This is a genomic window from Shewanella sp. S1-58-MNA-CIBAN-0166 (assembly GCF_040310085.1).
Taxonomy (GTDB): Bacteria; Pseudomonadota; Gammaproteobacteria; order Enterobacterales; family Shewanellaceae; genus Shewanella.
Map to the genome: position 1 here is coordinate 1 of NZ_JBEOPN010000049.1, position 25,270 is coordinate 25,270.

Below are 25,270 nucleotides of genomic sequence, written 5' to 3' on the forward strand. Positions count from 1 at the left end.
TGATTAAATCCTTCTTGGTCGAAAGATCTGATCGTAAAGAGGGCGTTTAGTTCAATTCTTATCCCGAGTTCAGGTTATTTAGGTCTCTTTATTCACTAAAAAATTGATGTACGTTAATCATAACCTAATGCCGATTTGTTACGCTGACAAGGATTCTCTAACTTATATAGAGGTGAGGCTATGGAACGTAAACCAGACAGAGTGAGTGCAATGAAGCGACTCCTTGAGCAAGTAAAAAATACCTTACCATTTGATCAACCCGGTATATTTAGCTGTGGCCCTAACAACAACTGTGTTGGCTGCCCTAAAAAGTTACTCGGTTTGGTTGATGCTGAAGTTAATTACTGGGACGCAGCCATTGCCCAGGGCGTTATACCTTCACTTGGCGATATCAGCCGCTTTGGAAAACTGTGTAAAAATGTCAGTCGTGGCTTACAACGCAATGATATCCAGAGTCATCATTAAATTGCCTCATAATTAAATAGCCTTATACCCATTAGGGTCACATAACCTAAACTCGAGATAACAAAAAGCCCACTAAAAAGTGGGCTTAATGCAACTACTTCAGGTTTATTCTTCAGCATCGCCTAGTGACAATAACGTCGCATTGCCACCAATAGCGGTAATGTTATTGGTGCGAGTCTTTTCAGTCACAAAACGAGTTAAGTAGTGTGGGCCACCCGCTTTAGGACCTGTACCCGATAATCCTTGGCCACCAAATGGTTGTACACCTACAACTGCACCAATTTGGTTACGGTTAATGTATACGTTACCCACGTTAACCTTGTCTGCTAAGCTAAGCGCATGGCCTTCATTACGGCTATGAATACCCAATGTTAACCCAAAACCTGTGCTGTTGATTTCATCAACCACTTTTGCCAAATCTGCCGCTTTATAACGGATAACATGCAAAATAGGCCCAAAATGTTCTTTTTCGAGTAGCTTAATTGAACTAATTTCAACGGCTGTAGGCGCTACAAAATGACCATTTTCAGTACCCGCAGGTAATTCAAGTTTATTAATTAACTTGCCGACCTGGCTGATATGATCAATGTGGGCATTCAAGTTAGCTTTGGCAGTGGCATCAATCACGGGGCCCACATCGGTTTTCACTGAACTTGGGTTGCCAATCACTAATTGCTCCATGGCGCCTTTCATGACTTCAATTACGCGATCTGCAATATCTTCTTGTAAGAACAATACACGCAATGCCGAACAACGCTGGCCAGCACTGGTGAACGATGAAGACACCACGTCATTAACAACTTGTTCTGGTTGTGATGTTGAGTCAACCACCATGGCATTTTGACCACCGGTTTCAGCAATTAATGGAATAATTGCGCCATCACGGTTGGCCAAGGTGCGGTTAATCAATTTAGCAGTGCCAGTCGAGCCGGTAAAACACACACCGCCAATACGTTCATCTGCAGTGATTGCAGAACCGACAACTGCACCAGTACCTGGTAAAAACTGCAATACGTCGGTAGGAATACCGGCTTCATGCGCAAGTTGCACAGCACGATAACCGATCAAACAGGTTTGCTCTGCAGGCTTGGCAATAACCGTGTTACCCGCAGCAAGTGCAGCAGAAACTTGACCAAGGAAAATCGCCAACGGGAAGTTCCATGGGCTAATACACACAAAAATTCCGCGACCTTGTAGAAACAGCTCGTTTAACTCGCCTGTTGGGCCAGGAAGCAATTCAGGCTGAGCCATCATCTTCTTAGCTTGTACGGCGTAATAACGACAAAAATCTACTGCTTCGCGAACTTCATCAATACCATCTTGAATACTCTTACCCGCTTCACGAGTACATAATACAATCAGCTCTTCACGGTTTTCTTCCAATAAATCAGCTAATTTCTGTAGTGCATTAGCACGAGTTTCAACAGGTGTACGTGCCCAACCACCAAAAGCAGCATCTGCACCAGCAATGGCTTGTTCAATTGCGTTAGCATCAGCAAAAGCCACTTTACCTACCGTTAATGAAGTATCGTATGGGCTAACAACGGTTTGCACTTCACCCGTTAAGGTTTTACCGTTTACCAATGGACCTGCTGTCCATTGAGTATCGCTATATTTGTCCAGTGCAGCAAAAAATGGCTCTGACTCAGAAATAATGTTCATGTTTAATCCTTTAGAGTTCTTACGTTCTGCACCGAAAATATCAGCAGGCTTAACAATTTTTTGATTCGCTAACGACTTGTAACCTAATAGCGTCACCAATGGATGAACCACTAAGCTTTCTATTGGGGTATTAGGGTCAACCAGTTTATGTACAAATGAGGTATTGGCTCCGTTTTCCAGTAAGCGACGAACTAAATACGGCAGTAAGTCTTTATGCGCGCCAATGGGTGCATAGATACGTACCGCTTTAGCACCGCTTTCTGCAAGCATGGTGTCGTAAAGCTCTTGGCCCATACCGTGCAAACGTTGGAATTCATATAAACGATCAGCGGCCATCGCATCAATACTGGCAACGGTTTGCGCGTTGTGGGTAGCAAACTGAGGATAAATAGCACCACGGGTGGCATCAGACAATAAATAACGCGCACACGCTAAATAAGACACATCCGTGCCGGCTTTACGGGTATAAAGTGGGTAGCCAGCTTCGCCTGCTTGTTGCGCCCATTTTAGCTCGCTGTCCCAATAAGCACCTTTGACTAAACGCAGCGGAATTTCATCGCCTTGATCTTTAGCAAGACGCGTCAACCAACACAACACCGGTAAACAACGCTTAGAATAAGCTTGTACTACAATACCTAACAAGCCCCAGCCTTTAGCGGCTTCTGATTGATAAAGCTGCTTAAATAACTTCAATGACAATTCAAGACGGTCAACTTCTTCAGCATCGATAGAAATACCAATATCGAGTTCACGCGCTTGTATAATAAGTTTAATAACCGTGTCGTATAATTCGCTTAATACACGATCTTCGTTAGCGACTTCATAACGAGGGTGTAATGCAGATAATTTGATCGAAATAGTCGGTCTTGGTGAGTCAGACGCTTCATATTGCTGCGCGCCTAAATCGCGAATAGCATTGCTGTAATCGTTAAAATACTTTTGCGCATCATTGGCGGTTAATGCTGCTTCACCTAACATGTCATAGCTATGGGTATAACCTAACTTACGTTTAGCTTCGCTATTTTTAAGCGCTTCTTTAACGTCCTGACCTAACACAAATTGCTTACCCATGATCTTCATCGCCGCTAACATAGCTTGACGGATCATCGGCTCACCGACACGATTAACCAGACGTTTAAGTATATTGCTTGGCGAACCGTCAGTATTACGATCTAACTTAACCAGTTTACCGGTTAACATTAACCCCCACGTTGAGGCATTAACCAGCAATGAACCACTCATATTTAGGTGTTCATCCCACTTGGCACCAGACAATTTATCTTTAATTAGCGCATCAGCTGTTTCAGCATCAGGAATACGCAGCAAGGCTTCAGCCAAGCACATTAAAATAATGCCTTCTTTCGTTTCTAAGCTGTATTGTTGCAAAAATGCATCAATACCAACCATCAGACCTTTTTTCTCAAACTGACGAACTTTGCTCACGAGCTCATGGGCACGACGAGTCACTTGCTCAATGTCTTGTTCAGACGAAGGCACAAGCTTAATTAATTCAGACAGGTATTGCTCTTCATCGACAATGTAGTTGTTGGTCACTGCAGTAAACAGTTCCTCAAGAGTGGCATTGTCATAGCGGCCGTCCAGTACTTCACTCGCTTTGAACATAGTATTCGCTTCCATCTAGGTCAGGTTAAGGATGGTTATTATCGTTGTTGAATGGACACTGTATTCACGAATATTTTATTTTGTATACAATGTACGATCTGATTTTCGGCGATTATACATTCAAAATGTGAACTTGGACACTCAAGTTGAAAACTTGCTAATAATTGTTTGATTTTGGTCACTGAAACAGACAGAAACAATGTGCTAGTTAATTAACATCACAACAACAATAAACGTTTAAGTTAATGTTAATTAGTAACTTTTTTAATAATTATACCAACATGGAATATGAATATATTTCATCAAGAAAAAGATTAAAAAAAAGGCCAACGTTTGAATAGTTGGCCTTTATACAATCAAATGAGAGACATTAGTCGTATCACTTTATCCGCGAAAATCTCATCGTTATTGGAGATGTTACATCCAACGGCTTTTCTTACGACGTTGTGGACGAGGTAAATACACCAATACAATACCAATCAACGCACCAATACCTGCAATTAACCCACCTTGCTGCCACATTTCATAACGTTGGTTATCCGCGGCTTGCTGTACTTTTGACTTAGCATCATCTCGTTCTTTAATCGCTTTGGTAAGAGCGGCTTTTAACTCAGACACCTTTTCGTTAGACAGTGTTAAAGATTCTTCAGTATTGTCAGTATTTTGCGTAATGTTATTTAATTGCTCATTAGCCTGTTTTAATTGTGCTTCCATTTCAGGAAAACGCTCACGAAAACTAGGCTGATCTGAAACTAAACTGGTTAATACCCAGCCTTCACGACCTTTATGATCAATGATTTGAGTAAAATCACCTTCGGTATTATCCAATAAAGTGATCGGCTGACCCGCTTCAACACTACCGATAATACGAAACTCTGTACCCGGTCCACCGTGGATATAGGTGAACACATCATCAGAAATAAATCGCGTTGGTGCTTGGGCTGCAAATACGCCACTTGGCGCAAGTAAAAATATAAGGATTGAAAGTACTCTTAACACGGTATTTATCCAAACTCAGAAAACTTATTGTCATGCTATTTATTAAATGCTCTGAATGCAAGAAGGAAGTCATATGACTTCCTTCTTAAATACATTCAGCGTTCACATTTCTGCTAATACTTCATTGCGTCTTAGTCAAATTAACTAAAGATGTTCTTGATAATGAAGAAGAACAAAATAGACAGTGCAGCACCGGCTGGCAGAGTAATAACCCAAGACACAACAATGTTACGTACTACACCAATATTAATTGCTGCAATACCACGCGCCATGCCCACACCCAACACAGCACCCACTAACGTTTGCGTTGTTGAAATAGGTAAACCAGTACCAGAAGCAATAACCACAGTCGATGCGGCAGCTAATTCAGCAGCAAAACCACGACTTGGGGTTAAATGCGTAATGTTTTTACCAATGGTTTGCATCACACGCTGTCCAAAAATGGCCAAGCCCATAACAATACCAACAGCACCAAGTGGTAAAATCCACCATGCTAGAACCGCTTTAGCACCAATAATACCGCCGCTTTCTACGACAGAAACCACAGCAGCTAAAGGACCAATCGCATTAGCAACGTCGTTTGAGCCATGGGCAAATGCCATACAACATGCAGTCACAACCATTAATATGGCAAATACTTTTTCAACATTCCCATACTGGGTTTTTAGATCGGCTTTATCGCTCATTTTTAAACGACTAATAGCAATTTTACCTGCAAGACCGACTACGGCTGCAACCACAGCTGCTAATGCATATGCTTCAAGTGTTGAAAAGTTTATGCCTACATGTGATAAGCCTTTAGTAATGGTCACAAGTGACATCACAAAACCGGCCAATGCCATGTAGAAAGGCACATAACGCTTAGCACTTGCTAATGGATCATCGGTATTAAAAATCAGCTTTTGCACACTTTGGAAAATGATATAAGCAATAAAACCCGAAATAGCAGGTGTCACTACCCAAGAGCCTACAATACCGCCAACCTTACCCCATTCAACTGCATCAGCACTGACACCCACTGCGGCAAAGCCAACAATAGCGCCAATAATTGAATGCGTTGTCGAAACTGGCCAGCCTAACGCTGACGCTACAACTAACCAAATACCCGCAGCAAGTAATGAGGCAATCATGCCGTATACCAACAATTCTGGGACATCAGTAAAGTAACTCGCGTCGATAATACCTTTACGAATTGTACTCGTGACTTCACCACCAGCTAAAAAAGCACCGGCGAATTCAAAGATCATTGCAATAATAATCGCTTGTTTAATGGTAATGGCATTAGAACCTACAGAGGTTCCCATTGCATTGGCTACGTCGTTTGCACCAATGCCCCATGCCATCAAAAATCCAAATGCAGCCGCTATCATAATGAGCATAGGGCCGTTGGTGACTAATACATCAACCATGTTGTTTCCTTGATAACCTTTGTGATTAGTTACGAGCTAGCATTAGCTCTAGGCGGGAACCGACACGCTCAGCAATATCTGCTAAACCTCCAACCCATTCGATAATTTTGTACGTGAACATCACATCAATCGGATTCAATTCAGATTCTAATGCATACAACTGACGACGCACTTGAATTTGTAAATCATCAGAATCTTCTTCGATAAGATCTAATTCATTAATCATTTTGGCAACTAACTCAACTTCACGACCACGGAAACCGGTTTCGAGTAAATCATCGAGTTCGTTAATAGCCCGTTTCGCAAGTGATACGGCATCTAAACAACGTTTTAGATAAGCACCAAAGGCATCTTGCATAGGCTGAGGAAGGACTAACTGACGGCCAATAATACGGCCAGAGATATCTTTTGCCTTGTTAGCGATTTTGTCCTGTTGAGTTAATAACTCAAGCAAGTCAGTTCGCTCAACAGGCATAAATAATCCACCAGGAAGAGTCAGGCGAATTTCACGCTTGAGTGAGTCCGCTTCTTTTTCAAGCAAACTAATTTGTTTGCGGATCTTTATCGCTTCATCCCAGTCGCCTGAGTTGGTTGCGTCAAAGAAAGGAACAAGAAGTGATGCACACTCATGTACTTTGTCGATATGTAGTTCTAAAGGCTTAAGAGGTGATTTTGCAAACACACCTAAAATAGAGTTTACTGGCATTGCCGTTTACCTATTTAATAAATTCCAGTTTGGAAAAAGCGGGCGCATGTTAACCCAAGCGTCCGCATAATGAAACTGTGTTTTTTAATTTCGTACGACAGTTTCTCTGTTATCGTTGCTCAGTATATATGATGCGAGCAATGCTATCCTAAGAGATTTTTATTACAACAATATGACATTATGAAGATAATGTGACGCATTAGTGAATATTTGATGACAAGGCAAACATAAAGTCAATGGACGCAGAAATAGAGTTAAAACTATTCATTCAATCACAACATCATGATTTGTTAAAAAAAATATTGAATGACTACCCTAATTCAAGCCCACAAGGGCAGAAAAAACTCACCAACGGATATTTCGATACCGACGACTTACAACTGCGTCGTTGGGATATGGGCTTACGCGTAAGAGGTTTTGACAATCAACTCGAACAGACCATAAAAACAGCAGGCAGGGTCGTAGGAGGGATCCATTCTCGTCCTGAATATAATGTCAGCATTGATCAAAAAACACCGATCTTGTCACGTTTCCCAAAAGAAATTTGGCCAGAGGGAAATGATCTCGACAAGGTGTCAACATCGCTAAAATGTATTTTTGAAACCAACTTTGAGCGTCAAACTTGGCATATATACCTTAATGATAGCCTTGTTGAGGTTGCACTAGATGTAGGTGAAATAATTGCTGATGATAAAGTTGACCCTATATGCGAACTCGAATTTGAATTACTCGCAGGAGAGACGTCTGCATTATTAATACTCGCAACAGAAGTCGCTAAGTCAGTACCATTTCGCTTAGGTAAAGCCAGTAAAGCTCAACGCGGTTATCAACTTGCAGGCAAATCAAAGCCGTTCACCATTGAGCATATTGATTATGTTTCATTACCAAAAAACAATAATATGCAGCAAGCCTTGAGCACATTATTAGAAACAGGTCTTGAGCGCTGGCAATTGATTGAAAATATATTAACGCTGCCAACTGGTGATGTTCATCAACAATCAGCCTTGTGGGGCGAATTACGCCGCTGTGTGCGCTTACTCAGGCTCACCTTAAATCAATTTGGTTTATTAGATCAGCACACCAGCCCATTATTCGATCATCTTGAGCATGCTTTGGCATTTGTTAGCCCACTGCAAAGTTGTTGTTTATTATTACAAGACGATGCTAAACCACTTGCCAACATCAACAATAAAACCCTTGTTTGCCTACAACTAGAAAACTATATCGACTCAATGTCGATATCAACTCAATTAGGCTCAATATGGCAACATCCTGAGTATGGTCAATTACAATTGGCATTGGTCGATTTGCTATTAACCGCTGAAAGCGGCAAAAATGAAAGCCGTCATTATCCCGAATTAGGTTTATTTGCCAACCAGCTACAGCAAGCCTCATGGAAACGTATTGGAAAATCAATGCCGATAACCGCTGAAATGAACAGTATTGATTACCAACACGTTGCTGATGCTTTGGATGAAAGTATCTTAGTTGGGTTTGCTTATGGAGAAATGTATCCCGCTAAAAAGCGCGAGGCTTTTCGGGCACCATGGCAAGACTTAGCGTTAGGGATTAGTACGTTATCTGCATATAAAATATTAAGGCATTTGAGTGCACAGCATCAGCTTAATATTGAAGCTTGGTTAGACAATAAAGAAACCAGTTTATTGTTTGCCATGGAGCACTCGCGAAAAAGTGCCTTAAAAGTCCCTATTTACTGGTAAGCGTGCATATTCCCCATAATTGGTTACACGCCCACATATATTAGTGATGAATAGTAAAACAGGAAGATAATGATTATCTTCCTGTTTTACTAAACAACTAATCTGTTAGCGTTAAGGCCTTAATCGTCGCTTATTCTTTGGCAAAATACAGGTTACTTTGCCAAAGCCTGCTTAACACGTTGACCGTAATCAACATCCGCTTTAGTAAAATGATCGACCATTTTTTGTTGCACATCTAAGGTTGTTTGACTGAGTGTGCCCGCAATCGTTTCCACTAAACGATTTTTCTCTGCTTCACTGAAGATACGATATAGATTACCCGCTTGGGTAAAGTCATCTTGGTTATAACGACTAAAGCGTGCAGCCTCTCCTTCTAAACGTAACGGTGGTTCTTCAAAACTTGCATTTTCAGTGAGTGGTGCAACGCTGTTAGGACCATAATTAACACTGGCATCACCACCGGTTTGGCTACCTTGATAAGGACACTGTGTTCCTGCCATAGCACCAGCACGTTGATGATGGTTGGCTTTAGCGGCATGCGGACAGTTAACGGGTAATTGATTATAATTAGTCCCTATACGGTAGCGCTGCGCATCTGCATATGAAAACAAACGGGCTTGCAGCATTTTGTCTGGCGACGCCCCCACTCCTGGCACTAAGTTACTTGGTGCTAATGCCACTTGTTCAACTTCAGCAAAGTAGTTTTGTGGTAAACGGTTTAGCTCAAGTTCACCCACTTCAATCAACGGATAATCACTGTGCGGCCATACTTTAGTCAAATCAAATGGATTAATGGCGTAAGTATTGGCATCAGCTTCTGGCATAATTTGCACATTCACAGTCCAACGCGGGAAGTTAGCATCATTAATTGCTGCCACCATGTCGCGTTGTGATGAATCAGGATCTATCCCTTTTAGTATATCTGCTTGTTCGCCGGTTAAATTTACCACGCCTTGCTGTGATTTAAAGTGGAACTTAACCCAAAAACGTTCACCCTTAGCATTCCAAAACGAGAACGTGTGCGAACCATAACCATGCATTTGTCTGTAGTTAGCCGGAATACCACGGTCTGACATTAATATGGTCACCTGATGCATCGACTCTGGATTGAGCGCCCAAAAGTCCCACATTGCTTGGGGATCTTTTAAATTAGTTTGTGGGTGACGTTTCTGAGTGTGAATAAAGTCAGGGAATTTAATACCGTCACGAATAAAGAATGTCGGGGTATTATTACCGACAATATCGTGGTTACCACGAGCAGTATAAAAACGTAGTCCAAAACCGCGTGGATCACGCTCTGCATCTGCTGACCCCATTTCTCCGCCTACCGTAGAGAAGCGCATAAATGTTTCAGTCTGCTTGCCGACACCATTAAAATGATCCGCTATGGTAAATTCACTTAAATCTTTAGTTAGTGTAAACGTCCCATATACACCAGTCCCTTTAGCATGTACCACACGCTCAGGAATACGTTCACGGTTAAAATGAGCCAGCTTCTCTATTAAATGCCAATCTTGTAAAAGCAGTGGACCACGTTCACCAGCCGAGATTGAATTTTGATCATCTGCTATCGGGGCGCCATTTTGGCTGGTTAAATAATTACCTTGATTCATTTTTTTGCTCCTATGTGCGGTCTACTAACCACTGCTCAATTAAGTCATAAACTGTTGCCATGATGATTTTCCTCACTCAACTCATCATTCGATGGACACATAATAGAAGCACTTCAGAATTACATAAAACGATTAAAATAGATTATTACAAACTAAAAAAGCGATTATGTAATTTATTAAGGATAGGAAAAACAGATTAAAACTAAAATGCAGGCAATAAAAAAGCCAAACTGATTATTTGGCTTTATCGAGACACAATGTGACTATTCAGTGGGTGGAGTAGGCTCACGGTATAACTTCACTAAATAATAGAGATCAATTAATACAATAAAAAAGTTAACCAGCGCCACAGGGATCGCATCAATCGCGAGGCCATAAGCCACAAACAACCCTGCACCAATTAAGTTCCACCAGCGTAGTTTTTTAATGTCTGACATCATCAGCGAAATAGCCACAACGACAGAGGCTAAATATCCTACCCATTCCCAGATGTTGATACTGTCCATGGATTTTCCTTATATTAATATGCCTACACCAATGCAAGCGAGTAACAACATTAAGCTAACGGAGTCAGTGAAAAACGTTATTGCTTAACGCACTTATTGGCACACTTGATAGACTAAATAAGCAAAGCACCTTATAAAAAAATACACTATTAACAAGGTTAAACCTTGATCTATCGATGATTATAAGGCCTATCGATTTATAGTATCTATAATAGCTTATCGCTCTACAACCGCTGCCGTCATTCGTGAAATACAACAAAGTTCACCCGCACTGTTACGAATAAGAACTTCCCAAACCGAACTGCGTTTACCTAAATGCACAGGTTTAGCCGTTGCAGTTAATTCACCATTACGTGATGCTTTCAAATGATTTGCGTTGATTTCTTGGCCGACACAATAATAACGGGTAAAGTCGACCACAAAGTTGGCGGCATAACTGGCTACTGTTTCTGCTAGTGCGACGTTCGCACCACCATGAACAATCCCTAATGGATTATGTACGGCTGGATTAGCTGGCATTGTGGCAACCATATAATCGTCGCCGATTTCAGTAATTTTAATGCCCAATGTTTGCATTAAGGTGCCCTTTCCCTGCATCCCTGCATCTAAACGAGCACAATCTTCTAAAGTGACAGTGTTAAACCAAATACTCATTCTTAATATCCATCATTATTATTATTAGAAAACTCAGTGTACTGATTAGCTTACCTTTTTGAAAGAAAAACGCGATCAATAACATTAACCCATTAAAAAGGAGCCTAAGCTCCTTTTATAGTTATTAACTAAATCTATATGTACGTTAACTCACTAATTCGCAATGGCTTTGGTAGGTCTGTGCCCAACGCAATAACTCAACTCGGTTACGAGACTCCGTTTTACGGAAAATAGATGAGATATGCGCTTTTACAGTATGTTCACTAATACACAAGCGCTGGGCAATTTCTTTATTACGCGCACCGCTAGAAACAAGCTGAATAATGGTTCTTTCTCGACTGGTTAATCTTTGGAGGATGGCCACGGTATCTGCAGGGATTTCAACGTTGGTATCGAGTTGCTGGACTAAACGTCTAAAAATCTTACTAATCAGTGGACGGTCGTACCACAATTCATCAGAAACCATTTTACGCAGACCCGTCAGCATTAAGTCCATGCGTTGATCACTGTATAACAAACCCCGTACGCCTAAGAGTAATGCTGACTCTTGATCAAGTGATCCACGTTCAACTTGGTACAATGCTACAGGGACATGCTCCACTAAACGCGATACCAGTAACGGGATACCCTTACTGTCTAAGGCCGCACCTTTTTGTGAAACAAGATAAAAGTTGTTGGATTTTTTTTCTAACTCAAGCTCAGCCGCATGTTTTACAATTCGAGTTTTCAACCCGATAGATTCTGCCAAAATAGCTAAATGGCAAGGTGCTGCGATTTGGTGTAAAAACACCAACTCATCAATATTTGAACTCATCACTCTTCTCCCTGAAAAGTACATTATTGCTCAACATACCTTGAGCACATCCTGAGGCTATATACTATACGTAAATGAAATACGTTTACTAGCCTTCAAAACTAGGCTGAGCAGATAGTTTACTTTTTGTCGTTATATTAGAGCATGTTCTTTCTTCATTCGTTAATCGCGTTACGAGATAAATCGACTCACCAAAAAAGTGGCTATTAGGTTAAGTCGGCCATTATCAATCACGATTCTTATAATAAAAAACCTTCCTATACAGCAAGCATAGTAAAAATTTGTTAGTTGATATGACTATTATGTAAGTCTAAAGTATGAATAGTAAATTTGACTGACTTTGCGTAGACTTTATCACTAACCCAAGACTGATAAGCTCATACTTTCAATTCGCTCAACATCATCAATCTCTCATCAATGCTAGCAGCCAAATTTACTCATTTTATGACAAAATAAGCTAACTAAATAAGTTAAGTGAGCCTTATCATACCGGAGGCTGGTTAAGCGCCATTTTGGTCGCTATTTGTTTATTATGAAGAGACGATAACAACAGTAAGCCACATACCCCACCAATTAATGCTAGAAACATGTCAGATTGAGTATCCCAAACATATCCTTGAGTGCCTAAAAATGCCTCGGCATTTTCACCGGTAGCAATGGCAACCCACCATTCAACTAATTCGTAAAAAGCTGAAAACGCCAACACAAAACATACTGCTAAAAACTGACACCAAGCACCTATTTGCATGACATTTTTACGAATAAATATTTCGCGAGCTAATATTACCGGAATAAAACCCTGAGCAAAATGGCCGACTTTATCGTAATTATTGCGCTCGCCGCCCATCACTTGCGCTAGCCAGTCAAATAACGGCACTTCAGCATAGGTATAACGTGCACCGACAAATAACACACAGCAATGCACTAAAATAAGTGCATAAGCTAACGTAGTCAGAGGAAAGCTTTTACGACTAAAAAATAAAATAGGTAATGCGATTAACGCAGGTATCGCTTCTAACCACCAAGTGAACATATCTTTAGGTGCGCTAACTGACCACAACAGTACTAATAGATAAATCCCTATCCATATAACCTTACTCTTCATCTTAATTCTCTCCATGAGATATTGTTCTCAAATTAGAATATAAACTTTAGCCATCTAGCCCTCTACAAGCGCTTAAAAAAGTGCTACTTTGATAATGCGCCGGAAGTCCGCATTTATATCATAACTATTAGTATAAGCATTAGTATAACCATTAGCTTAAGCACCATTTAATGATAAGAGGGTACCCATATCATGGCGAAACACTCGCTTGACAAGGATAAGATCAAAATCCTGCTGTTGGAGGGCGTCCACCAAACTGCGGTCGATGTACTAGAACGTGCAGGTTATACCAACATTGAATACCATAAAGCCTCGTTAGGCGAAGAGGCTTTGATTGCATCAATTAAAGATGCTCACTTTGTTGGATTACGCTCCCGCACCCAGCTTACTGCGGAAGTATTGCACCGTGCAGAAAAGTTGGTTGCGATTGGTTGTTTTTGTATTGGCACCAACCAAGTCGATTTAGCCACGGCCGAGAAACTGGGTATTCCTGTTTTCAACGCCCCTTTCTCCAACACGCGCAGTGTTGCTGAATTGGTGATTGGTGAAATCATCATGCTGATGCGTGGCATTCCACAGCGCAATGCCATGTCACATCGTGGCGGTTGGTTGAAGAGTGCTAATGGCAGTGTTGAAGTCCGTGGTAAAACCTTAGGTGTGATTGGTTATGGCCATATTGGTACTCAACTGGGTATTTTGGCTGAAACCTTGGGCATGAGAGTGATTTTCTTTGATATTGAAGATAAGTTACCGTTAGGCAATGCCTCTCAAGTTCACTCTATGGACAAGTTATTGGCCCAAGCAGACGTTGTTAGCCTGCATGTACCTGAAACACCGCAAACTAAAGACATGTTCGCTAAAGCTGAATTTGCTCAAATGCGTCAAGGCAGTTTCTTTATCAATGCCTCTCGCGGAACTGTTGTTGATATCGAAGACTTAGCCGATGCCCTGAAGTCAGAACATCTTGCGGGTGCTGCGATTGACGTATTCCCGGTAGAACCTAAGTCGAATGATGATGAATTCATCTCTCCACTGCGTGGCTTAGACAATGTATTACTCACACCGCATATTGGTGGTAGTACTGCTGAAGCACAGGAGAATATCGGCGTAGAAGTGGCTGGCAAACTGGTGAAATACTCAGATAACGGTTCTACCCTGTCTGCGGTCAATTTCCCTGAAGTGTCTTTAGCGCAACATAGCGGTACCTCACGCTTATTGCACATTCATCAAAACCGTCCTGGTGTATTGATTAAAATTAACCAAGCGTTTTCTGAAAAAGGCATTAACATTGCTGCTCAGTACTTACAAACCACTGCTGAAATTGGTTACGTGGTAATGGAAGTCGATTCTGATCAAGCTGAAGAAGCATTGGTTGAATTAAAATCTATTGAAGGCACTATCCGTGCGCGGGTATTGTTTTAAACTGACTTTTATAAGCAATTAACTTGAGTTAATTGTCTTCCTAAAAAGCTACCTTGTGCACAAGGTAGCTTTTTTATTGGCTTTAAAACCATAGCCCCCTGTTGAGCATTCTATTAATCCGTTACACTCCAACCATACCGTCTTATTCACACGTTAGGGATAGTTATGACCATTTCAGTAAACCAACCAGATTGGGATTTTATCGCCACGTCTCCTGAATTAATGTTATCAAGTTTGACGCATATGGGGTTAATCGAAATCACTGGTGAGCAAGGGCGCAGTTTCATTCATGGCCAAGTCACCACAGATATTACCTCCCTTGGCACAAACGAGTGGAAATGGGGTGCTCATTGCGACCCTAAAGGTAAAATGCTCGCCAGTTTCCGTGGGTTTTCAATCGGCGATAGCTTATTCATGTTACTGCCAAAAAGTACTTTAAGCTTGGATTTACCTCAGTTACAAAAATACGCTGTATTCAGTAAAGCCGAACTCGCCGATGTCAGCAATGATTATCTAATAATGGGTATTGCGGGCCCAAAAGCACAAGCCTTTGCAACTGAACATTTTGGCGATGTATCGCAACCACTTAGCCTTGTTGAGCAAGGTGTGATTATTCGTGATGGTGAACGTTTTATTGCCATTATTAACAATGCAGCAGCACAAACCATTATCAGCCAATCTGGACAAACATTGTTTGCTGCCAGTGCATGGCAAGCATTGGAAATTAAAGCCGGTTATCCAAACATAGATGCCGCTCATTCCGGCCAGTACGTTGCGCAAATGTGCAACCTGCAAGCCATTAATGGCATTAGCTTTACCAAAGGCTGTTACATGGGCCAGGAAACCATTGCCAGGATGAAATATCGCGGTGGCAATAAACGTGCATTGTATATTTTGTCTGGTACTACCAAGCAAACCATCAGCACTGACACTCAATTAGAAATTGCCCTTGAAGGCGGCTTCCGTCGTGGTGGCAATATCATTGAATGCGTCCAATATGGTGACAAGGTACTGCTTACCGCGGTGTTGCCAAATGATACCGAAAACAACGCTCAACTTCGTATTACCGGAGATGAAAGCTCACAGCTAACTATTATCGAGTTGCCATATTCTTTAGCAGATGCTTAATTAATTGATGTTGTATCTTCATTAAGCGAGCCATTGGCTCGCTTTTTTATTTTTTGAACATTAATGATCTATATCACGTATATTATTGATAATATTACTCTGTTTATTCAGAACTTCAATTAAGCTAATTCGTTATGGAGCGACTATGACTACTATCGTCACCTTAGAAAATATTAGTAAAGGGTTCCGCGATGGCGAGTCATTTCATTCGGTGCTTAATCACGTCAACCTGACTTTGCAGCAAGGTCAAACTATCGCATTAACCGGGCCTAGCGGCAGCGGTAAAAGTACCTTACTGAATATCATTGGTGGCTTTGAAACCATAGACAACGGTGACATGTTAATCCGTCAGGCTGATAACATGCGATCGGTGACAAAGTGGCAAGATAAGCAATGGAGCCAATATCGACGTCAGTCGCTCGGGGTTATATTCCAACAATTTAACTTACTCACACCATTAAATGTGCGCGACAACATTCAATTTTCACTGGCGCTAAATCAGTTAGCATGGAGCCCTTGGTGTGATGAACTTTGCCACCAGCTAGGATTAACGCCATTGTTAGACCGCAACGTTGAAAACTTATCCGGTGGACAACAACAGCGAGTGGCTATCGCGCGGGCATTAGCTCACAAACCACAACTCATATTAGCCGACGAACCGACAGGTAATCTTGATCAACACGCCGGATTACAAGTCATGCAACTACTTACCGAACTCGCTCAACAAGCCAACTGTTGTATTTTAATGGTGACTCACAGCGAACAATGTGCCGCATTTATGCAGCATCGCTGGCACGTCGAAAATCAGCAGATTGTGATTAACCCTGCTGACATGACGTTGCAAGGTTAAGCCCATGACAACTAACTTTTCATCATACTTATTCTCAATTAAGCGCTTAAGGTTATGCTTGCACTTGTTTGCCAGCCATTATCGTCATGCCCCCCTGCAAGCCAGTGCTATTTTACTGGGCATCATGCTCGCGGTAACGTTACTGATTGGCGTATACGCCACCAACGAAAACGCCAAACAAAGCTATGGTAATGTATCCGAACTAATGAGCCAACAAGCTCGCTTATCGATTAGCCACCGTACAGAAAGCAGTATTGATGAGTCAGTTTATTTTGCATTAGCCAATGCAGGATTCAATACCATTGCCAGCATTGAAGGCATCGCAACCGATGAACAAGGCCGATTATGGCGGGTTAATAGTAGTGATGTAGTTGCCGCTATGACCAGCAACATGCAACAGCAAAAATCAGGTGCTAGCTCATCGATAACAGCGACGCATATTCCGCTAGCAGAATTACTGGCAGGCAAACCCAAAGTGCTAATGTCGGCAAGCCAGCGCGAACGTATGAATAAAGTGACCAACAACTCTGACCGCATAATACTGAACGACACTGCTGTTGAACTCGTTGCCATTGATGATTCGTGGGGGCTTGGTTCGGCAATTTTGGCCGATATCTCACTCGCTCAACCCTTGTTGAATATGCAGGGTAAGTTAAGTTACGTTGCCGTATTTGATTCACCCTCTTCAAATGCAAATATCTCAGCCGCAAACGAATCAGAAACAGATGAGCAACTGATAGCTCGATTAACGAACACCCTAACCCAAGCAGGTATTGATACCAGTAAGCTAAATTTCACCACCCAAACGAGTGAAGGCGAATCGCTTACCGCCCTCACTGCCAGCTTTCATCTTAATCTTGATGCCATGAGCATGTTGGCCTTTGTTGTCGGCTTATTTATTGCCTACAACGGGGTTCGTTATAGCTTAATGAAGCGTCAAAAATTGCTGGTGCAAATCATGCAGCAAGGGCTCGATAGGCACACCATCATGCTTGCCCTAAGCATTGAAATAGTCTGTTTAGTGTTTATTGGCTGTGTATTAGGTTTTATTGTCGGACTGCAATTATCGCAATGGCTACAACCTATGGTCGCCATCACTCTTGAACAGCTTTATGGCGCCAAATTATTACCCGGAAACTGGCAATGGCAATGGTTTGCACAAGCACTCATATTAACCTTGTCAGCGGCATTTGCTGCTTGTATTCCCATGCTGATAAACCTGATTAACACCCCACTTGCGCAAGGGGCTCAAAAACAACCACAAAGCCAACAATTCGGCATTATTCATTGGCGACAATTTATCATCGCAGCATTGCTAATCTTAGTGTGTACTATCGCCTTCGCCTTTACCGAACAGTATCGCCATAGCCTAGTATTACTGGGTATTCTCTCGGTTGCGATTCCGTTGTTGTTACCTCAATTTTTACATTGGGGAGTTAACTTACTCAGTCCATTTATGCCTAAAGGACTGTGGCAATACGTGATTGCCGAAACCAAAGAGATTATTGCTCCTCTCGCGCTGGCGATGATGGCAATGCTGCTAGCTTTGTGTGCCAATATTGCCATGAACACCTTAGTGGGCAGTTTTGAAATTACCTTAAAAAAATGGCTCGATGCCCGTTTGCATGCAGATTTATACATTAGACCCAATCCAAACCAAATCGATACATTAACGATATTATTGGAACAAGATCCCAAGGTTGAAGCGATTTATGAGCAATGGACTGTCGACAGCAACCTTAATCGAATTGAAACGCCGCAAACACAGGTTGCTATCCACCTTGTCAGTCGTGACCATTTGTCTTTAACCGAAACAACTGTATTTAAAACCACAGCCGATGACTTTTGGACAACATTCACAGCAGGTGAAAGCCTGATGATAAGTGAACCATTATCGATAAAATACCAACTCAATATAGGCGATAAAGTTCAACTATCGCAACTTGGTCAAGCTAGCTTGAACATTGGCGGAATTTATTACGATTACGGTAATCCCCAAGGCGAAGCGATTATTACTCAGTCCTTATGGCAGCAATCTCAATTACCCGCCAAACCCATTAGCCTAGCCGTGTCTTATCAAGGTGATATTACTCCACTACAAGACAATATTAGCCAGCAAATCAATCTGTCTTCTGCTTACATGTACAGCCAGCAGCGAATTAAGACTGAAGCGATTAACATATTTAATAAAACATTCTCAATCACTGTAGTGCTTAATAGCTTAACCTTACTCGTAGCTGCCATTGGCTTATTCAGTGCCTGTATGATGCTAACGCAAGCGAGGCAAGCACCATTAGCCCGCTTGTATGCTCTAGGTGTTAGTCGTAATCAATTACGGATGATGGTGTTAGTGCAAATGCTATTTATCGTGTTATTAACCTGCTTGGTCGCGTTACCGACAGGCGCGTTACTGGGTTATTTATTAATTCATAAAGTCACGTTACAAGCATTTGGCTGGAGCATCGCCATGGTGTGGGATTGGGCGGCATATGCTCAAGTGGTGATCATTGCTGTAGTCAGTTGTTTACTTGCAGTGTGTTTACCTTTGTATTGGCAAACCAGAAAACCCTTGATATCCAGCTTGCAACAGGAAGCACTATGACCTCTTTCACTTTCAAGAGCGTACTCAACGTCGCGTTCAAAACTGTTAGCTACAGAGTGCAGAAGCAATGGTTGATGGTCATTGTCTTTCCTCTTAGCGCATTGCTAGTGGCTTGCTCTCCTCAGCAAAATGTTGCAGTAAAACAGTCTACCATTAGCAGTATGTCGTCAGCTTCTGCTGAAGGTTATAGCGAAGTAATTCAAGGTAAAACCTTACTCTTTCCGCAAGACCACTTAGCTCACGATGACTTTAAAATTGAGTGGTGGTATTTAACCGCAAACTTGACCACCGCTGCAGGTGAAGATGTAGGCGTGCAATGGACTCAATTTCGTATCGGAATGACACCACCAGTAAGCCTTCAAGCGACAACAACGAATAATTGGGTGACCAATCAGCTTTACATGGCACATGCCGCGGTAACCACAAATACTGAACATTTAATGGCCGAAAAATGGTCACGAGGCCACCCACAACTTGCAAGCGTTAAACCACAACCATTTGAAGTACATTTACAAAACTGGCAATGGTTAAGTCAGTCTGACAGTCTGTTTCCGGCCACATTAAATGTCGCTAGTGATAAGTTTAGTTATCAATTACAGCTAAACAGTCAGCAACCTCTGCAATTACAAGGCGATAAAGGTTATAGCAGCAAAAGTGCAGACCAAAGCGTGGCATCTTATTATTACAGCCAACCCTTTATTGATGTAACGGGTCTAGTTACCCGTCATGGTGTTACTGAAAAAGTCAGCGGTAAAGCTTGGCTTGACCGCGAATGGAGTTCACAATTTTTAACCAAGGCCCAGCAAGGTTGGGATTGGTTTTCACTGCGTTTAGACGACAACTCAACGTTAATGGCATTTAGACTGCGCGGCGAAAATGACCAAGCACATTTTTACAGTGCTAGAAGGATGTTCGCTGATGGTAGTGGTCACAATATTAATAGCCGAGACAACCCTAATGATATCGATATGCAACCCACTCAGTGGCAACAAACGGCATTAGGCAATCATCCTATTGCATGGCGAATTAACATTAACAGTGAAGCCATCGACGTCACAACTCAAGCAGTTAACCCCAACAGCGACATGCCAGTATCAACCTCATATTGGGAAGGCCCCATTACGATTAAAGGCAGCCACCAAGGTCAAGGTTATATGGAGCTTACGGGTTACTAGGCTTGTTTACCATTCGAGTGGAATGCGCTCTCGAAGATAAGCAAGCCTTGGCCTACCTACAAAGATCATACCTCTCAAAATCTCAATTTCCCATTCCTTGGTACCATGTTAGCAACAGAGCACCAATGGGCTTTTAATCCGCAAAAAATCTGCATCTCAAGCACAATACGCTTTACAAGCAATCTCTAAAACAGCATTTACCTAATTGTTAAAATGAGATTTACATCACGCTGAAAAATGTGACCTTGCACAACTATTAACCACTATACCCATTCTGAGGTATACCCATGTTATTAGTAAGGTCTAGACTCACTCTATCACGTCACCTCCAATGACTATCACGTACCAAGTACAACATTCTAAGAGTGAGGAACACCATGAGCATCAGTCGTCGCGAGTTTTTAAAAGCCAACGCCGCTGCCGCAGCAGCGTCGGCCGTGGGTATCGCTATTCCAATTAATATCGTTCAAGCTGCAGAAGGTAAAAGTGAAATAAAATGGGATAAAGCCCCATGTCGCTTTTGCGGTGTAGGTTGTAGTGTTTTAGTGGGTACTCGAAATGGTAAAATTGTTGCCACTCAAGGCGACCCTGAAAGCCCTGTTAACAAAGGCTTAAATTGTATTAAAGGTTATTTCTTATCTAAAATCATGTATGGCAAGGACCGATTAACCTCGCCATTACTCAGAATGAAAGATGGAAAATATGATAAAGAAGGTGATTTTACGCCAGTAAGTTGGGACGTTGCCTTTGATACCATGGCCGAAAAATGGAAAGCCAGCATAGCCAAAAAAGGCCCAACTTCTGTAGGGATGTTTGGTTCTGGTCAATGGACCATTTGGGAAGGCTACGCCGCATCTAAGCTTCATAAAGCTGGTTTTCTCACCAACAATATCGATCCTAATGCACGCCATTGTATGGCATCAGCTGTGGGTGGCTTTATGCGTACCTTTGGTATTGATGAACCCATGGGTTGTTATGATGACTTAGAAGCCGCTGACCACTTTGTATTGTGGGGCGCCAACATGGCAGAAATGCATCCCATCTTATGGGCACGTTTAACAGACCGTCGCTTAAGCCATAAAGATGCCCGCGTACACGTACTCTCTACTTACGAAAACCGTAGCTTTGACTTAGCAGATAATGCCATGGTGTTTAAGCCTCAAACAGACTTAGTCATCTTAAATTATATTGCCAATTACATTATTCAAAACAAAGCAGTAAACAAAGACTTTGTTAGCAAGCACACTAAATTTGCCCTAGGTACCACTGACATTGGTTATGGCTTGCGCCCTGAACATCCATTGGAAAAGAAAGCTAAAAACCCAGGTAGCGGTGATGCCAAACCGATTAGCTTTGACGAGTATGCAAAATTTGTTAGCACTTACACTGTAGAATACGCAGCTAAAATGAGCGGCGTACCGGCTGACAAACTTGAGACTATGGCAAAAGCTTACGCCGACCCTAACATCAAAGTGATGAGCTTATGGACCATGGGTATAAACCAGCATACTCGTGGTGTGTGGGCAAATAACATGCTCTATAACATCCACTTACTCACCGGTAAAATAGCCACTCCAGGCAACAGCCCATTCTCGTTGACGGGCCAACCTTCAGCTTGTGGTACTGCTCGTGAAGTAGGCACATTCTCACATCGTTTACCTGCTGACATGGTGGTGAACAATGATAAACATCGTGAAATTACTGAAAAACTTTGGCAAGTCCCTGCCGGCACTATTCCAGCCAAACCTGGATACCATGCCGTACTGCAAAGCCGTATGCTTAAAGATGGTAAATTAAACTGTTATTGGACTATGTGTACTAACAATATGCAGGCTGGTCCTAATATCAATGATGAAGTTTATCCAGGTTTCCGTAATCCAGAAAACTTTATTGTGGTCTCGGATCCTTACCCAACTATCACGGCAATGGCCGCAGACTTAATTCTTCCAACCGCAATGTGGGTTGAAAAAGAAGGCTCTTATGGTAACGCGGAACGCCGTACCCATTTCTGGCATCAGCTTGTTCCAACACCTGAAGGGTCTAAGTCTGATTTATGGCAGTTAGTTGAATTTTCTAAACGTTTTAAAGTGAGTGAAGTCTGGCCTGCTGAATTAATCGCTAAACAACCTGAGCTAGCCGATAAAACGTTATATGAAGTGTTATTTGCTAACGGCGTAATCAATAAGTTCCCTACCAGCGATTGTAAAGGTGCTTATAACGATGAAAACGAACACTTTGGTTTTTACCTGCAGAAAGGTATTTTCGAAGAATATGCTCAATTTGGTCGCGGCCATGCACACGATTTAGCAGACTTTGACACTTACCATCAAACGCGAGGATTACGCTGGCCTGTCGTTAATGGCAAAGAAACTACCCGCCGCTTCGTTGAAGGCAGTGACCCTTATGTCAAAGCAGGTGAAGGCTTCAATTTTTACGGTAAACCAGATGGTAAAGCCGTCATATTTGCACTGCCTTATGAACCCGCTGCAGAAGAGCCTAATGAAGAATTTGATCTGTGGATGTCAACAGGACGAGTACTGGAACATTGGCACACAGGGTCAATGACCGCTCGCGTACCTGAATTGCATAAAGCAATGCCAAGTGCTCAAGTCTTTATGCATCCTGCTGACGCTAAAGCACGTGGGTTAGCCCAAGGGGACGAGGTTACCGTGGCATCACCACGTGGAGAAATCAACACCCGAGTGGAAACCAAAGGTCGCAACAAGCCACCTAGAGGGGTGGTCTTTATGCCATTCTTCGACGCTAAACAATTAGTCAACAAGCTGCTTTTGGATGCAACTGACCCATTATCAAAAGAAACTGATTTCAAAAAGTGTCCAGTAAAAATATTTAAAGCCTAATACTGCTTTTATATTAATTGCTGCAGCTGTCACTGGATTATTACACCATGACAGCTGCGACACTCGATTTCTACATTCATTAGGATGTAACGGAGATGAAAATGAAAAAATTACTTAGCGTCGTGGCCATACTATTAAGCCTTAGCGCATATTCTGGACAACAAGCCGTAGCAGACAATACTCCTGTAAAAGTAGAGTCTCGTGTAGGTAACGTCGCCATAACCGACAACTCACCTGCTGATGCTATCGCCACCTACCCTACAAGAGGAAAAGCTATCGCGCGCAGCTTTGCAGAACAACCGCCGTTAATCCCTCACAAAGATAGCTATAGCATCACTACAGACAAAAATGGCTGTCTAACATGCCATAGCTGGGATAAAGCAAAAAGAATGAAAGCAACGCCAGTGGCGAAGTCACACGTTATAGATGACAAAGGCACATTAAATGGCATGAACTACTTCTGCGTACAGTGCCATGTTGCACAAGCAGATAATAAACAGGAGTTAGTGGAAAACACATTTACGACAAAGTAATTAGTGAAGATATAAATTCCCCCCCCATTCCTCAATTTGAGCAATGCCACTTCAATCGAAGTGGCATTTTTTTATCAGTGTCAGTGTTAAAACGGTACAAGTCCGAACAACAAAAGGGCTAAAAACAAAACCCAGCCTAGGCTGGGTTTGTTGGTTTAGATGTCTGCTGTGTAACTGGCGAACTCGGTTCTGCTGATGTTTGTGACGTATTAGGTGATTGTATCTCATGCTTCACAGGCATCGCCGCTTGCCATAATGCACCGACCCATAAACTTGATGTTGACTTCATAACCATTGCTCCGTTTTTGTTAACGAGTTCAAAGTAATCGTTTAGGGTTCATAGGTAAAATGAATAATTACCATAGAGAGGATTCCATTTAAGCATGAACATCCCAATCAAGACCTTACAGACCTTTCTCACCATAGTTGAAACCAAAAACTTTACCCGGGCGGCACAAAAATGTTTTATGACCCAACCGACACTGACAAAAACCATTCAACGTTTAGAAGACAACATTGGTGAGCAATTGCTTATCAGGAATAATCAAACAGTAGAATTAACCCAAGCAGGACAATTGTTTGAGCAAAGTGCACGGGAAATTTTAGGCCATTGGCATCGACTACAAGAAGGTATTAACAACCTCAGTGGCTTGAAGTCAGGACGATTACGACTTGGTGTCTGCCCTATGATGAGTAGTTTAATCACTCCTTTGCTGACCGATTATCGACGAAAATATCCCGGAATCGAATTACAGATGTACGAGTATGGCGGATTTGGTTGCGAGCAAGCACTATTGAGCAACAGTCTAGATATAGCCTTTACTGCACTTCCGACAACGCATAAAACAGAGTTAGCAAGTCAACTTCTGACTAAATATCCCTTACTGGCTTGCTTACCAGAAGGCCACCCACTTGCTAACAATGCAGACATACGCTGGCAAGACTTTGAATCTTATCCCTTCATTCTTTACAACGAAGACTTTTCATTAGCAAAGTTAATTAATTATTTAAGCCGTAAAGTTGGTGTACACCTCAATATCGCCTTTCGAACAGGTCAGTGGGACTTTTTAGCCGCAATGGTTGAAGCTAACTTAGGCGTCGCGATTTTACCCGAACCCATTTGCCAACGGTTAACCAATAGCAAACTGGTATTTAAACCTATGCAACCGACAATGACCTGGGATCTGGCATTAATATGGCGAGAGAACCTACCGTTAACCCCACCAGCCCAAGCGCTATTAACGCTCAGCAGAAACAGTCATGAATAATATCAATACTGTGTCATAACCATTTAATATCGTAGAAATCACATAAAAAAGACATAAAAAAACCGCTGCCTAGGCAACAATGCCGATCGTTTAAGGGCACTTGACCGATCTTGCAGATGAAAGATAATCCCTACCAGTATTCTGGTGGGGATTT

At 42.1% G+C, this 25,270-nt stretch carries 20 protein-coding genes; 10 read left to right on the forward strand and 10 right to left on the reverse strand.

Annotated features, from left to right (window positions below; translation table 11 throughout):
* The first annotated feature begins 180 nt into the window (after positions 1-180).
* Positions 181-465 (forward strand): hypothetical protein, encoded by a 285-nt coding sequence (locus tag AAEY99_RS20205; protein WP_351011786.1) that lies wholly within the window; start codon positions 181-183, stop codon positions 463-465.
* Between the two features lie 105 nt (positions 466-570).
* Here AAEY99_RS20205 and putA read toward each other — a convergent pair whose 3' ends face one another.
* The 4 genes from putA to AAEY99_RS20225 all read right to left on the reverse strand — a co-directional run bounded on the left by putA (position 571) and on the right by AAEY99_RS20225 (position 6,864).
* Positions 571-3,765: a bifunctional proline dehydrogenase/L-glutamate gamma-semialdehyde dehydrogenase PutA gene (gene putA / locus AAEY99_RS20210; RefSeq protein WP_351011787.1), complete on the reverse strand. Its 3,195-nt coding sequence runs from the start codon at positions 3,763-3,765 to the stop codon at positions 571-573.
* Between the two features lie 402 nt (positions 3,766-4,167).
* Entirely contained in the window at positions 4,168-4,749 is a 582-nt protein-coding gene (locus AAEY99_RS20215) for a TIGR04211 family SH3 domain-containing protein (protein ID WP_101086170.1), read from the reverse strand.
* A 140-nt stretch (positions 4,750-4,889) separates the two neighbouring features.
* Positions 4,890-6,158 carry an inorganic phosphate transporter gene (locus AAEY99_RS20220; protein WP_101086171.1) on the reverse strand — a complete coding sequence of 423 codons (1,269 nt, stop codon included), beginning with the start codon at positions 6,156-6,158 and terminating at the stop codon, positions 4,890-4,892.
* Between the two features lie 25 nt (positions 6,159-6,183).
* A complete protein-coding gene (locus AAEY99_RS20225) occupies positions 6,184-6,864 on the reverse strand; it encodes a TIGR00153 family protein (RefSeq protein ID WP_059747637.1) in 681 nt (226 codons plus the stop codon).
* Positions 6,865-7,100: 236 nt separating this feature from the next.
* On the opposite strand from AAEY99_RS20225, the gene AAEY99_RS20230 reads away from it, so the two are divergent.
* Positions 7,101-8,585, forward strand: a complete 1,485-nt coding sequence (locus AAEY99_RS20230; protein WP_192115427.1) for a CYTH domain-containing protein — start codon at positions 7,101-7,103, stop codon at positions 8,583-8,585.
* 152 nt (positions 8,586-8,737) lie between these two features.
* Here the strand turns inward: AAEY99_RS20230 and katB are convergent, their stop codons facing one another.
* From katB to AAEY99_RS20255, 5 genes are all read right to left on the reverse strand, one after another.
* Complete coding sequence (katB, locus tag AAEY99_RS20235; protein ID WP_351011788.1) at positions 8,738-10,198, reverse strand: catalase KatB; 1,461 nt, start codon at positions 10,196-10,198, stop codon at positions 8,738-8,740.
* Positions 10,199-10,461: 263 nt separating this feature from the next.
* The gene (locus AAEY99_RS20240) at positions 10,462-10,704 is read right to left on the reverse strand and encodes a YgjV family protein (RefSeq protein ID WP_101086174.1); all 243 of its coding nucleotides are present in this window, start codon (positions 10,702-10,704) and stop codon (positions 10,462-10,464) included.
* Positions 10,705-10,920: 216 nt separating this feature from the next.
* On the reverse strand, positions 10,921-11,358 hold the full coding sequence (locus tag AAEY99_RS20245; RefSeq protein ID WP_101086175.1) for a PaaI family thioesterase: 438 nt from the start codon (positions 11,356-11,358) through the stop codon (positions 10,921-10,923).
* Between the two features lie 145 nt (positions 11,359-11,503).
* On the reverse strand, positions 11,504-12,172 hold the full coding sequence (locus tag AAEY99_RS20250; RefSeq protein ID WP_101086176.1) for a helix-turn-helix transcriptional regulator: 669 nt from the start codon (positions 12,170-12,172) through the stop codon (positions 11,504-11,506).
* A 484-nt stretch (positions 12,173-12,656) separates the two neighbouring features.
* Positions 12,657-13,277 (reverse strand): DUF2238 domain-containing protein, encoded by a 621-nt coding sequence (locus AAEY99_RS20255; RefSeq protein WP_351011789.1) that lies wholly within the window; start codon positions 13,275-13,277, stop codon positions 12,657-12,659.
* Between the two features lie 192 nt (positions 13,278-13,469).
* Between AAEY99_RS20255 and serA the strand changes: the two genes are divergently transcribed.
* From serA to AAEY99_RS20290, 7 genes are all read left to right on the forward strand, one after another.
* Positions 13,470-14,699, forward strand: coding sequence for a phosphoglycerate dehydrogenase (gene serA, locus AAEY99_RS20260; RefSeq protein ID WP_101086178.1), 1,230 nt, complete (start codon positions 13,470-13,472; stop codon positions 14,697-14,699).
* Between the two features lie 165 nt (positions 14,700-14,864).
* Positions 14,865-15,827 carry a tRNA-modifying protein YgfZ gene (gene ygfZ / locus AAEY99_RS20265; protein WP_351011791.1) on the forward strand — a complete coding sequence of 321 codons (963 nt, stop codon included), beginning with the start codon at positions 14,865-14,867 and terminating at the stop codon, positions 15,825-15,827.
* A gap of 145 nt (positions 15,828-15,972) precedes the next feature.
* The gene (locus tag AAEY99_RS20270; protein WP_101086180.1) at positions 15,973-16,677 is read left to right on the forward strand and encodes an ABC transporter ATP-binding protein; all 705 of its coding nucleotides are present in this window, start codon (positions 15,973-15,975) and stop codon (positions 16,675-16,677) included.
* A 4-nt stretch (positions 16,678-16,681) separates the two neighbouring features.
* Positions 16,682-19,279, forward strand: coding sequence for an ABC transporter permease (locus tag AAEY99_RS20275; RefSeq protein WP_351011792.1), 2,598 nt, complete (start codon positions 16,682-16,684; stop codon positions 19,277-19,279).
* Positions 19,276-20,454: a lipocalin-like domain-containing protein gene (locus AAEY99_RS20280; RefSeq protein WP_254439857.1), complete on the forward strand. Its 1,179-nt coding sequence runs from the start codon at positions 19,276-19,278 to the stop codon at positions 20,452-20,454. Before AAEY99_RS20275 ends, AAEY99_RS20280 begins: the two co-directional genes overlap by 4 nt.
* Before the next feature lie 377 nt (positions 20,455-20,831).
* Entirely contained in the window at positions 20,832-23,315 is a 2,484-nt protein-coding gene (napA, locus tag AAEY99_RS20285; protein WP_351011794.1) for a nitrate reductase catalytic subunit NapA, read from the forward strand.
* A 101-nt stretch (positions 23,316-23,416) separates the two neighbouring features.
* Complete coding sequence (locus AAEY99_RS20290; protein WP_101086183.1) at positions 23,417-23,848, forward strand: nitrate reductase cytochrome c-type subunit; 432 nt, start codon at positions 23,417-23,419, stop codon at positions 23,846-23,848.
* Between the two features lie 136 nt (positions 23,849-23,984).
* Here the strand turns inward: AAEY99_RS20290 and AAEY99_RS20295 are convergent, their stop codons facing one another.
* The gene (locus tag AAEY99_RS20295; protein ID WP_174839623.1) at positions 23,985-24,137 is read right to left on the reverse strand and encodes a hypothetical protein; all 153 of its coding nucleotides are present in this window, start codon (positions 24,135-24,137) and stop codon (positions 23,985-23,987) included.
* A 94-nt stretch (positions 24,138-24,231) separates the two neighbouring features.
* Between AAEY99_RS20295 and AAEY99_RS20300 the strand changes: the two genes are divergently transcribed.
* Entirely contained in the window at positions 24,232-25,116 is an 885-nt protein-coding gene (locus AAEY99_RS20300) for a LysR family transcriptional regulator (RefSeq protein ID WP_351011796.1), read from the forward strand.
* Positions 25,117-25,270: the final 154 nt, after the last annotated feature.